Here is a 14120-nt window from a genome sequence, read left to right as displayed (position 1 = left end):
TAAGGTAAGCCTATGCAAACATGGGGTGGGGTTGTACGACAACGATGCGGCGCGGCCGGGGACTATTCCCCGGAGGCCGGGCAATAGAGCAGGAGAACCGGTGGAAACACTTCTGGTGGTCGGCGCGGGGCCGAAAGCCTTGGCGGTCGCGGCGAAGTCGCATGTACTGCGCAAACTGGGCCTCCCGGCGCCACGGGTGGTCGTGGTGGAAGCGCATGCGGTGGGCGGTAACTGGCTGCCCAGCGGCGGTTGGACCGACGGCCAGCACCGGCTCGGCACCAGCCCGGAGAAGGATGTGGGATTTCCGTACCACTCCACCTGGGCACGCGGCCACAATCAGGAACTCAATGCGGGCATGGCCGCCTTCAGCTGGACTTCGTTCCTGATCGAACACGGCACCTACGCCGAATGGGTCGACCGCGGCCGTCCCAGCCCGCAGCATCACATCTGGGCGAAGTATCTGCAGTGGGTGGCCCGCAAGGTCGACCTCGAATTGGTGCTGGGCACCGTGCGCACCATCTCCGCCGCCGATGACGGCTGGCTGGTGACGGTGGCCGATGCCGACGGCTCGCACAGCGAAATCGATTGCGACGCGGTCATGGTCACCGGTCCCGGCCGCAGCGACCGGGCGCTGTCGACGCACCCCAAGGTCTTGAGCATCTCCGAGTTCTGGGATCTGGCGGGTAAGCGCCAACTCCCGCTGTCCTCGCGGGCCGCCGTGATCGGCGGCGGCGAGACCGCGGGTTCGGCCCTGGACGAGCTGGTGCGCCATGAAATGCTCACCATTTCGGTGATCTCCCCGCAGGCCACCATCTACACGCGCGGTGAAAGCTATTTCGAGAACGCGCTGTTCAGTGATCCCACCAAGTGGGGCGCACTCGGCCATGACGAACGCCGCGATGTGATTCGCCGCACCGACCGCGGGGTGTTCTCGGTCCGCGTCCAGGAAACCCTCCTGGGCGACAATCGCGTTCACCATCTCCAGGGCCGTGTCACCCAGGTCGCCGACCAGGGCGACAGTGTGGCCCTCACGCTCCGCAATGAGATGCGTGCCGACCAGGTGCACAATTTCGACCTCGTCGTCGACGCCACCGGCGGTCAGCCGCTGTGGTACCTGGAGCTCTTCGATTCCGCCGCAAAGGATCTGATCGAGCTGGCGATCGGCGGTCCGCTGACGCAGGCCCGCATCGAACAGTCCATCGGCTACGACCTGGCCGTTGCGGGGCTCGACGCCAAGCTCTACCTGCCGAATATGGCGGCCCTGTCCCAGGGGCCGGGCTTCCCGAATCTCAGCTGCCTGGGCGAACTTTCCGATCGCGTGCTGCGCAGTGACAATGCCCGTCGCCGAACCTCCGCGCGCACCAGGGTTTCCGCGGCTCGATAAACGAAATGCCCTGCCCGCCGGTGATATCGGCGGGCAGGGCGGGAGTGGTCGGCGGGTCTCAGCGACCGGCGGGGATATCCGAGGGGTCGCGCGGGAACGTATACAGCGAGATCCGGCGACCCGGCCGGACATCGAAGTCGCCGAGGTGTGGCCAGCTGTTCTTCTCGAAAGTCTTACGAATGGCGGTATTTCGGTGATCGGGATCACCCATCACACGGCGGCATTCGGGTTCGGCGGCCAGAATGTTCCTGCCGAGTTGCCCGACCCAGCCCGACATGACACCGCGCCCGATGAGATTCAGGTCCGCGGTGGCGATGTGGAAGCCCATATCGTGCGGATCGGCATGGTAGAGCTGTCCGATCTCATCCTTGGCGGCCCGGTACAGCTCGATGTAGGCAACCTCCCGGCGACCCAGTTCGGGCAGGTCGATGGCGGCGAAGTCGAAGCTGAGAATGCAGGGCCGCGAGTAGGTTCCGGCCAGCTGGGCCCGGCAATTGAGGCGGCGCTGTTCGGACGGCCAGGCCTGCTCCCAGGTCTCGAGTAGGTGCGGCCGGTGCATCCACTCGGTAATGGTTTCCGGATCGACGCCTTCGGGGTCGACCACGCGCAGGTCGAAGGGGTACTCGAAGGCGGGGACAACCGGCGCGGGCGCATTGCGAACCGCGTCGGGAACGTCGGCCAACTCGCGCTCGAGCACGTACGGCGTCCGGTTCATGAGGGTGGAGCTCCGTTCGGTCGTTACCTTGATCACCTCGCTGAGTAAGGCTAGCCTATACTAATCCGACGGTGTTACCGTTGCCCGTCCGAATCGGCACGGGTGTCCGGTTCAGTGGTCGCACAGCGTTATTCGCAGCGTCCAGGTGCCAAGCGTCGCACCGTAGATAACTAGCAGCAAATTGAACGCCGCGTGTTGGTCGGCGGCGTGTAGGAGAGATGCGGGATATGGCAAGGGAACTCGGATGGATCAGGCAATTTCAGGCTCCGCACTCCGAATCCTGCCCACCGCTGCTGGTCTTCCCACACGCCGGCGCGGGCGCCTCGGCCTATCGGGTTTTCGCCAAAACGCTCGCCGCTGACTTCGACACCGTGGTGTTCCAGTACCCGGGTCGACAGGACCGGGCGCGGGAGGCCGCCGGGCAAACCCTGCCGGAGATCGCGGCCGGGGCCTTCGAGGCATTCATCGCCTCACCGCACCATCGCGACGTCCCCCTGACCATTTTCGGCCACAGTATGGGCGCGATCATCGCGTTCGAATTCGTCCGCCTCGCCGAGGCCGCCGGACTGAACGTCCGACTACTGGCCGCCTCCTCGGCCGCCGCGCCGAAGCTGATCGCCGACCTGCCGCCGCATCCCACCGAGGACGAGGCCCTGCTCGACCACATGTCGGCCCTCAATGGCACCGGCACCGAGGTTCTGGGCAGCCGTGATGTGCTGCGCATGGCCCTGCCGGTCATGCAGGCCGACTATCGCGCCTTCGACGCCTACTCCTGCCCTGCCGATATCGCCATCGACGCACCCATCGCGGTACTCGGCGGTGACGAGGACGAATTCGTCGCGCCCCGCGCCCTGTACGCGTGGGAGGCGCACAGCCGTGCCGGAATCGCGGTGACGCTCTTCGAAGGCGGCCACTTCTATCTCAATGACCACGTCGCCGGTATCGCCGAACTGCTGGCTCCGGAAGCGAGCGTTCTCGCGTGACGGCCGCAACCGTCGACGATCCCATCGTGATCGTCGGAATGGGTATCGAGGCCCCCGGCGGCATCGACAGCCTGCCGCAGTACTGGTCGGCCCTGGCCGACGGCCGCGAACTCATCGGCCCCTTCCCTCGTGACCGGGAATGGCCGCTGGCCGAACTTTTCGCCCTCGGCCGCCGGGAGGGCTGGGGCACCGTGCGCGATGCCGGTGGATTCCTTACCGCCGCCACCGAATTCGATCCGCTCTACTTCGGCATCACCCCGCGCGAGGCCGTGGCTATGGACCCGCAGCAGCGCGTCGCCATGCGAGTGGCCTGGCGGGCGCTCGAACACGCGGGCCTGAATCCGGGTTCCGTCGACGGCGAGGCCGCGGGCTGCTGGATGGGCGTATCCCAGATGGAGTACGGCCCCCGCGCGGCCTCGGTCAACGAACACAATGGATATCGCGCCACCGGTGCGGCGCTGGGCGCGACGGCCGGGCGAATCTCGCACGGGCTCGGCCTGATCGGCCCCTCCATCAGCGTGGACACCGCCTGTGCCTCCTCGCTGACGGCGGTACATCAGGCGGCCTCGGCCATTCGCGCCGGTGAATGCGACTGGGCCCTGGCCGGTGGCGTCTGTGTGATGGGTTCACCGGGCGCGTTCTACGAATTCTCCAAGAACAACGCCCTGGCCAGCGACGGCCACTGCCGCTCCTACGCCGCCGACGCCACCGGAACCCTGTGGGGCGAGGGCGCGGGTGTGGTTGTGCTGGAACGCGAATCGCGGGCGCGCGCGCTCGGGCACCGGATCTACGGACGGCTGCTGGGTTCACGGGTCAATCACAATGGCAAGGGCGCGCCGCTGGCGGTGCCCAGCGCCACCGCACAGCAGCGGCTCATTCGCGATACCCTCGCGGCCGCCGCTATCGCACCGGATCTGATCGGCCTGATCGAAGGCCACGGCACCGGCACCCCGGTCGGTGACCCGCTCGAATTGCAGGCCCTGGCCAGCACCTACGGCACCCCGGACCGGACCGAGGGCGCACGCCTGGGTTCGGTGAAGTCGAATGGCGGTCACGCCCAGGCGGCCGCGGGCCTGCTCGGCCTGATCAAGGTCCTGCTGTGCGGCGCGAACGGAGCCATCGCCCCCAGCCTCTACGCCGATGAGCCGACCGAGGACATGGATTGGGGCAGCACCAGTCTGCGGTTGGCGACCGAGCTCGAAGAGTGGGCGGCCATCGACGGCGTGCGCTACGGCGCCGTGTCCTCGTTCGGCGTCGCGGGCACCAATGCCCACGCGATTGTCGGCATGCCCGTCCTGGAGGACGACACCGATGAGTAGTTATCTCCTACCCGACGGCAGTATTCCGGTGCTGCTGTCCTCCGATACCGCCGACGGCCTGCGCGCCGAAGCCGCCAATATCCTGGACTACCTGCGGGTTCGGCCGCGGATCACCCCGAATCGGGTGGCGGATATGCTCTTCCGCACCCGGATGCCGCGCCGCTACCGCGCGCTCGCCATGGTGACCACGCGCGACGAACTCCTGGATGCGTTGCGCGCCATTGCCGCCGGTTCCGCGCATCCGGCCGTGGTCGCGAGCGACGGCCCGGCCACGGCCCGCCGTATCGGTTTCGTCTTCCCCGGCCAGGGCAGCCAGCGACCGGGTATGGGCAAGCTGTTCTACGAACTCTCCACCGCCTACCGTGCCCGTGTCGACGAATGCGCGGCCGTACACCTGGAGCGTTTCGGCCACGATCAGCCGCTGCACTACCTGCTCGGCACCGACGGCCGCTTCGAGGACGAGGTGTGGGAAGTACAGCCCGCCCTGATGTTCCACATGACCGGCCTGGCCGCCATGTGGCGGGCGGCGGGCGTGGACCCGGCCGCCGTGATCGGGCACAGCCAGGGGGAGTTGGCGGCGGGCGCGGTGTCGGGTGTGATGTCGCTGCGTGATGCCGTGCTGGTGGTGACCCATCGGGCGCGCCTGGTGGAGCGCCTGTCGCCGCGCGGCTACTCGATGGCTGTACTCGCCATGGACCGCGAGGCCGTCGAGGCACTGCTGGCACGGCACTCCGGCTGGGCCGAACTGTCGGTAATCAACTCACCGAACATCATCGCCATTTCCGGTGACCGCGACACCATTCGCGACATGGTGGCCGCGGCGACCGAGCGCGGCCAGTTCGCCCGCGAGATCGGTGTCGCCTATCCGGCGCACACCTCCATCGTGGCGGAGGTGCGCGCGGATTTCGAGGGCTTCCTCGACGACGAGATGGATTGCCCGACCTTCTCCGACAGCGAGATCGCCTGCTATGGCGCGACTCTCGGCGAGGCCATCACCGCGGGTCTGGCGCAGGAACAGTATTGGTACTGGAATCTGCGCAATCGGGTGCGCTTCGACCAGGCCGTCGTGGCCGCCGCCACCGATGGCGTGGACACGCTCATCGAGGTCGTCGAGCACCCGGTCCTGCAATTGGCCATTCAGGAAAATCTGACCCTGGTACCGCGTGACCGTGCCCGGGGAAATCGGGACTTCCGGGTGCTCGGAACTTCCGTGCGCACCGCCGACAGTCTGCGGGAATTCACCCGCAATCTGGCCACCGTCGCGGTACACGACCTCGGCTATCGCTGGGAAGCACTGCGTGTCGAATCCGGCACCGCACCGGCCCTGCCGCTGCGCGATTTCCCGCACACCGTCCTGCACCCCCGGAAGCTCTGGGCCGCAGCGGGTTACGAACCGTCGACGATTACCGCGCCCGCATCCACCGGTCCGACGCCGCAACGACTGGTGGAACGGTGGCTGCCGATGGCCCGCCGCGCCCTGGTCGCACCGCGCACCATCGCGCTGGTCGACCACACAGGGGAGTGCGCCGAACTGGTCTCGGCGCTGAGTACTGCCGCCGACCGGCACGGCGCGACCATTGTCGACGCTGACGGTGACTACGACACGGCGGTGCTCCTGCTGCCGTCGCGACCGGAAGCCGACGGTGCCGCAACGGTTTCCGAACTCACCGAGTTCTTCGCCCAGCGTGCGTGGCAGTCGGCGCTGTCAGGTCTGCGCCCGGGCGGTGAATGCTGGCTCGTTACCACCGGCGGTGAGGCTGTCATCGCGGGTGATCCGGTTCCGCAGCTGTTCCACGGCGGCGTGAGCGCCGGATTCCGTTGCGTCGGTGTGGAAAACCCGGGCATCCTGTTCCGGCATCTGGATCTGTCCGCCGATGCCGCGGCGACCCAGGCCGCCCGCATTGTCGGCGCGCTGCATACCGCCGGAGAGGCCGAACTCGCGCTCCGGGACGGCAAGGTTTTCGTCAAGCGCCTGGTCGCCGACGAGTCCGAGCCCGGCGCGGCGGCCGATCTCGACCACATCCTGATTATCGGCGGCACCGGTCAGCTGGGGCTGCGCTTCTGCGAGCACTTCGCGCACGCGGGCGCGGGTCGCATCACGCTGCTCAGCCGCTCGGGTGAAACCGCCGGCGTTGCTTCGGAACTGGCCCGTCTCCGCAATATCGGTGGCGTCGAGATCGCGGCTGTCGCCTGTGATGTCACCGATCCGGCGGCGGTCGCGAACTTCGCTGCCGCGCAGTCGGAACGTCCGGTGAGCCTGCTCATCCACGCGGCGGTGAACTACGTGGACGCCGAACTGGCCGATATCACCGCCGAGATGGTCGCCACGGCCACCGCATCCAAGGTCGTCGGTCTGGAAACCGTACTCGCGGCGGTACCGCGGACCACGGACTGCCGGATGGTCCTGTGCTCGTCCATGGCCGCCACCCTCGGTGGTCGGGGCCAGATCCTCTACGCGGTCACCAACCGTATGCTCGACATCATCTCCCGTCGCCTGCGGGCTCAGGGTATCGACAGTGTGTCCCTGGAATGGGGGCTGTGGAGCGTCGCCGGTCCGCTCGATGACGCCGGTTTCGCCCGCGTCGAGGGCGCGGGCGTCTTCCCGATGCAGGCCGCCGACGCCATTGCCGCCGGATTCACCGGCCAACCGTCGGATGCCGTAATCATCGCCGCCGACTGGGAATTCGTGCGCGAGGTCTTGAGCGCCTTCGGTCAGGACAGCGTGCTGTCGGAGATTCCCGAGCACATCGAGCCCGTTGCCGCGATCGAATCGACTCCGGTGGATATCGCACCGGTGGTCGTAGCGGCCGCGCCTGCCGAGACCGTCACGGTCGACCACACTGTCGCGGCCGCCACCGATCTCGCACTGGTCGACCGGATGGCCGTCGAACTCGGCCGGGTCATGGGTATCGACGGCAGCGACGATATCGACCGTTCCGTTCCGCTCGTCGCGCTCGGCCTGGATTCACTGCAGGCCTTGGACTTCCGCAAGCGGGTCCGATCCGCACTGGACCGGGATCTACCGGTCGCCGCCATTCTGGGCGGGGCGTCCCTCGATGACGTCGTCGCGCTGATGGCCGAGAACACCAACTAAAGGCTAGGGGCCAGATTTCGATGTCAGACACCGACGCCACCGTGCTTGCCGGGAATACCGCGAATACCTCAGCGCTCGACCGCCGCCGCGAACTGCTGCGTCGCCGCCTGCAGGAGAGCGGTCTCGCCACCGCATCCGCCACCGCCCCGGTGCGCCGCACCGCGGCGGGGGAGCAGCGCCCGCTCTCGGCCGGGCAGCGCCGGATGTGGTTCATGCAGACCCGCGATCCGCGGGATACGACACTGAATATCTGTGTCGCCTACCGTTTGAGCGGTGCGCTGGACGAGGCGCGGCTGCGCGATGCGGTCGGTGCGGTCATCGCCCGCCACGACGTCTTGCGCACCACGTACGCTGCCGATGCCGACGGCGAGCCGTATCAGGTGTTCTCCGACGATATTTCGGTCCCGTGGCAGTCGCACGATCTGACCGACCTACCCGAACAGGGCCGCGCCCGCCGCGTGGAGGTACTGGCGCGCCGCGAGTTCGGCCGCTCCTTCGATCTGGCGACCGAACTGCCGCTGCGTATGACATTGGCGCGCACCGGTACAGAGGAGTACGTGCTGCTGCTCTCGGTCCACCACATCTGCTGGGACGACGACTCGTGGGGCGTCTTCTTCGCCGAGCTGAATGCCGCCTACAACGGCCGCGAAAATGCTCGGCTGTCCGCGCAATTCGTGGATGTCGAGGTCCTCGACGCTCCGGGTACGGACGACGACGCCGATATCGACTACTGGCGCGGTGTGCTGCGTCCGCTACCGGAACCCCTCGAGCTACCCGGCTCGGCGGTATCGCGGCCGTCGCGGCAGGCGGACCGCTGCACCGTCACCCTGCCCCAGGAACTGCTCGACCGGGTCGACGCCTTCGCGCGCGAGCGAGCCGCGACCCCGTTCATGGTGCTGCTCGCCGGCTATGCCGCACTCATCGAGCGCTACACCGCCGCAGGCGATTTCCTCATCTCCATCCCGGTCACCAATCGCCGTTCCGCTGCCGCCGAGCAGCTCATCGGGTACTTCGGCAATACGCTGCTGCTGCGCGAGACGCTCGGCAACGATGCCGCCGCACAGACCTTCGGCGGCCTGGTCGAAGCCACCAAGGAGACCTGCCTGGGTGCGTTCGCACATCAGACCGTCGGCATCGATCGAGTTGTGCGCGAAGCGAACCCGAATCGTGTCGCCGGCCGCGACGGCATGGATCAGTTGGTGAGCCTGGGCTTCAGTGTGCGCAAGAGCGCCGACGGCTTCGCCCTCGACGGCATCACCTCCGCCCAGCTCGACGAGCTGGGCGCACCCACCGCGCAGGTGCCGCTGGCCTTGGCCGTGGTCACCGAAAGCGCCCATGGCGCGCTGGTGGAGGCCGAGTACCAGGTGGATGTGCTGACCCGCTCGTTGGTCGAGCAGATGCTCACCCACTATGTGCGGCTGCTGGAAAGCGCACTGGCCGAACCGGATAGCCGTATCGGTGACCTCGATATGCTCGGCTCCGACGACCAGCAGTCCATTCTGGCCGCATCGCGTGGCCCGATCGCCGAATTCGCGCCCACCACCATGGTCGACCTGTTACAGCGCAGTGTCGCCGCCGCGCCGGAAGCCGTCGCCCTGGTATCCGACGACACCGAAATCACCTATGGCGAGTTCGATCGCCGGGTGAACCGCTTGGCGCACTGGCTCATTCGCGAGGGCATCGGCGCGGAGGACATTGTCGGCCTGCGCATGACCACCTCGGTCGAATTCATTATCGCGGTCTACGCCGCGCTGAAGGCGGGTGCCGCCTACCTGCCGATCGACCCGGCCTACCCGGATGACCGCATCGAGTACCTGGTCGAGGACGCGAACCCCGAACTCGTGCTCGGCCGGGTGGAACTCGATGCCGCCGAGGAGGCCGCCGCCGAACTGCCGGAGACCGCACCCACCGACGCCGACCGGGTGCGTCCGCTGCGCCCGTCCAACCTGGCGTATGTCATCTATACCTCCGGCTCGACCGGGAAACCCAAGGGTGTTCCGGTATCGCATGCCGCCATCGCCGAGCACGTCGGTACCTTCACCGCCGAGTGGGGTATCACCACCGAGGACCGGCTGCTGCAGTCCTCCTCGGTCAGTTTCGACGCCTCGCTGCTCGATCTCTTCATTACCTTCGCCCTGGGCGCGCGGCTGATTGTGCCGAAACCCAACGCATTCCAAGACATTCGCTATGTCGCGGACCTGATCACCCGCCAGGGCGTCACCATCCTGCACATGGTGCCGTCCATGCTGAGCACCTTCCTGCTGCTGCCGGAGATCAGCGAGTGGCAGGCCCTGCGGCATGTGCCGGTGGGTGGTGAGGCGCTGCCCGGTGAGGTGGCCGATAAGTTCGCCCAGGTCTTCGACGCCGAACTGCGCAATCACTACGGCCCCACCGAGGCGGTCGTCTGCGCCACCCATATGCCGGTCGAGGGCCCGCAGGGCAATGGCATTGTGCCCATCGGCATTCCGAACCCGAACGTGCACGCCTATGTGCTCGACGCGGCACTTCGGCTGGTGCCCGCCGGTGTGGTCGGCGAGATCTACCTGGGCGGTGACCAGCTGGCCCGCGGCTACCTGGGCCGCCCCGAGCTGACCGCCGCCCGCTTCGTCGCCGACCCCTTCACTCCCGGTGCGCGCCTATATCGCACCGGAGATCTGGCCCGCCGCAATGAATTCGGTGAACTCGACTTCGTGGGCCGGGCCGACGAGCAGGTCAAGGTACGCGGATTCCGCATCGAACTCGGTGAGGTCGAGGCCGCACTCGTCGCGCATCCGACGGTCGGGCACGGCGTGGTCGTCGTGGCCGAGGATCCGGCGGTCGGTCCGATGCTCGCCGCCTACCTGGTGCCCGTACCGGGCGAAACCGTCGATATCGAGCAGGTGCGCGCCCACGCGGCCGCCGGTCTGCCGGACTACATGGTGCCCCGCGCCTTCGCCGTCATCGACGAGATCCCGCTGACCGTCAATGGCAAACTCGACAAGCGCGCCCTGCCCGCCACGACCCCGGCCGTGGAGCGTGCGCACCGCGAGCCCGCCACCGCGACCGAACGTCGGATGTGCGCGATCTTCGCGCAACTGTTCTCCGTCGACCGGGTCGGCGCGGAGGACTCCTTCTTCGAACTCGGCGGCCACTCGCTGCTGGCCGCTCGTCTGGTCGCGCAGATTCGCGCCGAATTCGGGCTCGAACTCGATGTGCGGATCATCTTCGACACCCCGACCGCCGCCGGACTGGCCGCGGTGCTGGTGCATCAGTTCCGCGAGGAATTCGATATCGACCTCGACTCCATGGACGAGGAGGACGACACCGAACCGACCGAGGCCGCTGCGGTCGATACTCCCGCGGCGGCGACCGGCCGCCCGGTGCTCGGCGAACGCGTTCGCCCGCGGGAACTTCCGCTGTCCTACTCGCAGCTGGCCATGTGGTTCCAGTACCGCATGGAGGGCGCGAGCGCGGTCGGCAACCTGCCGTTCGCGGTGCGAATCGACGGTGCGCTCGACATCGACGCCCTCCGGCTCGCACTCGGCGATGTGGTGGCGCGCCACGAGGCGCTGCGCACCACCTTCCCCGAGAAGGACGGTGTCCCTTACCAGTTGGTGCACGACCACCTGGATATCGCGCTCGAGGTCGGTGAGATCGCCGCCGACCGATTGGACGCCGAACTGGCCGAGATCGCGAACTACAAGTTCGCGGTCGAATCCGAGCCGCTCATTCGGCCCCGGCTACTGGTGCTCGACGACCGGACGCGGGTGCTGTCGCTCCTGGTGCATCACATTGCCGCCGATCACGCGTCGCTGGGCATTCTGCTCGACGATGTGCTGACCGCGTACCTGGCGCGGGTCGAGACCACGCAGGCTCCGCGGTGGACCCCGCTGGCCGTGCAATACCCCGATTACGCACTGTGGCAGCGGGATATCTTCGACCACACCGGTGCCGGTGCCGCATCGACATTCGGCCAGGCACAGATCGACCACTGGCGGCAGACGCTCACCGGGCTCCCCGACGAAATCGCGGTGGCGCACGATCGGCGGCGTCCGCCGGTACTCGGCAAGCATGGTGAGGTGGCCACCTTCACCGTCTCCGCCGACCGCCGCACGGGCCTCGTAGCCCTCGCCCAGCAGTGTGGCGCCACGGAATTCATGGTGTACCAGTCCGTTGTCGCCACCGTGCTGCACAAACTCGGCGGCGGCTCCGATATCGCCCTCGGCACCCCGGTGGCCAGTCGCGTCGACGCGGCCACCAGCAACCTGATCGGCCTGTTCGCCAATATGGTGGTGCTGCGCAATGACCTGTCCGGCGCACCTACGCTCCGCGACACCGTCCTACGCGGCCGCAATGTCGTCCTCGACGCGCACGCCCATCAGGAACTACCCATCGAACGACTGGTGGAGGCACTCAATCCACCGCGTTCGCGCTCCCGGAACCCGCTGTTCCAGAGCATGATCCACTTCCGTGGTGCCGACTGGGCCCCGGCCACCGTGGATCTGGGTGGTGCGGCCACCGCCACGGTCCTGCCGGTGGACTTCGACGTATCGTTCCTGGACCTGAACCTGAGCCTCAATGTCACCGCCGACGGCGGCATGGATGTGCGGGTGGTCGCCAATGCCGATCTGTACGAGCCGGATACGGTGCGGCTCATCGCCGACGCGGTGGCCGCCACCCTCGACGGGTACGCCACCACACCGGACCGTGCCGTCGCGGAACTTCAGGTGCTGCCGCAGGCCGACCTGGACCGGCTGCTCGCCGAGCCGGTCGCGGCCCAGGTCGTCAGCTCGCAGTCCAGCGGTGGCGACCACACCGCCACCGAGCGGACCCTGATCACGCTGATCGAGGAGCTCCTCGAAATCGACGATGTCGAAGCCGATGACAATTTCTTCGCCCTCGGCGGCGACAGCGTCATCTCCATCCAGTGGTCGGCGCGGGCCGCCGCCCTCGGCCTGCCGCTCACACCGCACATGGTGTTCGAGTACATGACGATCGCCGAACTGGCGGTGGCGGTCGACAACGCGGCGGCGGAAGGCCCAGCGCCGGAGTCGGATTCGACTACCGCCCTACCGGAGGAATCCGCACCCATGAGTGCCTCCGGCCTCGACTCCGATGCCCTGGCCGCACTGACCGCATCCTGGGGCCGGTCGTGAGCACCGCGAGCGCACCGCCGAAGATCGAAGACGTCCTGGCGCTCAGCCCGCTGCAGGAGGGTCTGTTCTCGCTGTCCAAGCTGACCGGCGACGGCATCGACCTGTACACCATGCAGTTCGTCGTCGATATCGACGGACCCCTGGATACCGAACTGCTGCGGCGCAGCGGCCAGGCCATGCTGGATCGGCACCCGAATCTGCGGGCCGCCTTCTGGGATCGCGATGTGCCGCGTCCGGTGCAGATCGTGCCCGCGCAGGCGGAACTGCCGTGGACCGAACGATCGGCGCGCCCCGCGGAATTCGATGCCATCGCCGAATCCGAGCGGCGCCGGCCCTTCGATCTGGGGCGCGGTCCGGCCCTGCGCATCCTGTTGCTCACCGTGCCCGGTGAGACCAGGCGGCGGATGATTCTGACCGCCCACCACATCCTCATGGACGGCTGGGCGGTGGCGGTGTTCTTCACCGAACTGCTCGCCGTGTACCGGGCGGGCGGCTCGACCGCCGGGCTGCCCACACCGCGCCCGTACCGCGACTACATCGCCTGGCTCACCGGGCAGGACGCGGCCGCCGCCACTCAGCGCTGGGTGGAGTACCTGAGCGGCATTTCCGGGCCGCTCATGATCGCCGACGGCACCGCGGCCACGCGGGGGACAGTCGTTCCCGCGAAGACGAACCTGCTGCTGCCCGCCGCCGAGACCGCCCGCGTCCAGCAGTGGGCCCGCGCCAACGGGCTCACCCTCAATACCGCCGTGCAATTCGCCTGGACCGTGGTGCTGGGCCGACTCACCGACCGGCGTGATGTGGTGTTCGGCACCACCATTTCCGGTCGACCCGAACATCTTTCCGGTGTGGAACAGATGATCGGCCTGTTCATCAATACCGTGCCCGTCGCCCACACCCTCGACCGCCAGGTGAGCGTGGTGGACCAGTGCGCGCGTCTGCAACGCGAATGCGCCGCCATGCGCGATATCGGCTACCTGAGCCTGTCCGCCGTCCAGCGCGCCACCGGACACGGTGCCCTCTTCGATACGCTGTTCGTCTTCGAGAACGCACCCATCGACGACGCCATCCAGACCGTCGAAATGCCCGACGGCTCCGCCTTCCGCCCCATCGAGATGGAAAGCCTCGCGCACTACCCGCTCACGGTGGTGTCGCACCTGTCCGACGGTGACCTCGTGGTGCTGGTGGAGGCGATTCCCGAAGCGCTGCCGTACTTCTCGCCCGCCGAGATCGGTGAGCGGTTGCTCGCCGTACTGCGGCAGCTGCCGGAAATCGGCTCCGGTACGCCGGAGGCACTCGATGTACTCACCGCCGCCGAACGCTTCGAACTCGCCTCCGTGGCGACGGTGTTCGACGGCGGCGAATCCGAGGGTGGTGCCGCGATAGCGGCAATCGCCGAACGCGCCGAACGCGCTGCCGGCGGACTTCCGCCGTCGTTCCCGTCATTCCCGCCGTCACTCTCGCCCCCGTCGCCCCCGTCATTCCGGCAT

The 14120-nt window shown here is 67.8% G+C and carries 7 protein-coding genes; 6 read left to right on the top strand and 1 reads right to left on the bottom strand.

From position 1 onward, the window contains the following. Positions 1 to 100: 100 nt before the first annotated feature. On the top strand, positions 101 to 1384 hold the full coding sequence (locus tag NU1_RS09560; protein ID WP_067519500.1) for a SidA/IucD/PvdA family monooxygenase: 1284 nt from the start codon (positions 101 to 103) through the stop codon (positions 1382 to 1384). Positions 1385 to 1442: 58 nt separating this feature from the next. Here NU1_RS09560 and NU1_RS09555 read toward each other — a convergent pair whose 3' ends face one another. After that, a complete protein-coding gene (locus NU1_RS09555) occupies positions 1443 to 2135 on the bottom strand; it encodes a GNAT family N-acetyltransferase (protein WP_307643414.1) in 693 nt (230 codons plus the stop codon). A 191-nt stretch (positions 2136 to 2326) separates the two neighbouring features. Between NU1_RS09555 and NU1_RS09550 the strand changes: the two genes are divergently transcribed. From NU1_RS09550 to NU1_RS09530, 5 genes are all read left to right on the top strand, one after another. Beyond that, the gene (locus NU1_RS09550) at positions 2327 to 3082 is read left to right on the top strand and encodes a thioesterase II family protein (RefSeq protein WP_067519611.1); all 756 of its coding nucleotides are present in this window, start codon (positions 2327 to 2329) and stop codon (positions 3080 to 3082) included. Next, positions 3079 to 4401: a beta-ketoacyl [acyl carrier protein] synthase domain-containing protein gene (locus NU1_RS09545; protein WP_067519498.1), complete on the top strand. Its 1323-nt coding sequence runs from the start codon at positions 3079 to 3081 to the stop codon at positions 4399 to 4401. Before NU1_RS09550 ends, NU1_RS09545 begins: the two co-directional genes overlap by 4 nt. Next, positions 4394 to 7495, top strand: coding sequence for a nocobactin polyketide synthase NbtC (nbtC, locus tag NU1_RS09540; RefSeq protein WP_084521133.1), 3102 nt, complete (start codon positions 4394 to 4396; stop codon positions 7493 to 7495). The genes NU1_RS09545 and nbtC overlap by 8 nt, the downstream gene beginning before the upstream one ends. 20 nt (positions 7496 to 7515) lie before the next feature. Beyond that, positions 7516 to 12630, top strand: coding sequence for a non-ribosomal peptide synthetase (locus NU1_RS09535; protein WP_067519496.1), 5115 nt, complete (start codon positions 7516 to 7518; stop codon positions 12628 to 12630). Further along, positions 12627 to 14120, top strand: a 1494-nt coding sequence (locus tag NU1_RS09530) for a condensation domain-containing protein (RefSeq protein WP_245720032.1), incomplete at its 3' end; no start/stop codon positions are given. The genes NU1_RS09535 and NU1_RS09530, both read left to right, overlap by 4 nt.

This window comes from Nocardia uniformis NBRC 13702 (assembly GCF_001613345.1).
GTDB classification, from domain to species: Bacteria; Actinomycetota; Actinomycetes; order Mycobacteriales; family Mycobacteriaceae; genus Nocardia; species Nocardia uniformis.
The sequence above is the reverse complement of the archived record's forward strand: the minus strand, read 5'-3'. Positions and strand labels throughout refer to the sequence as shown.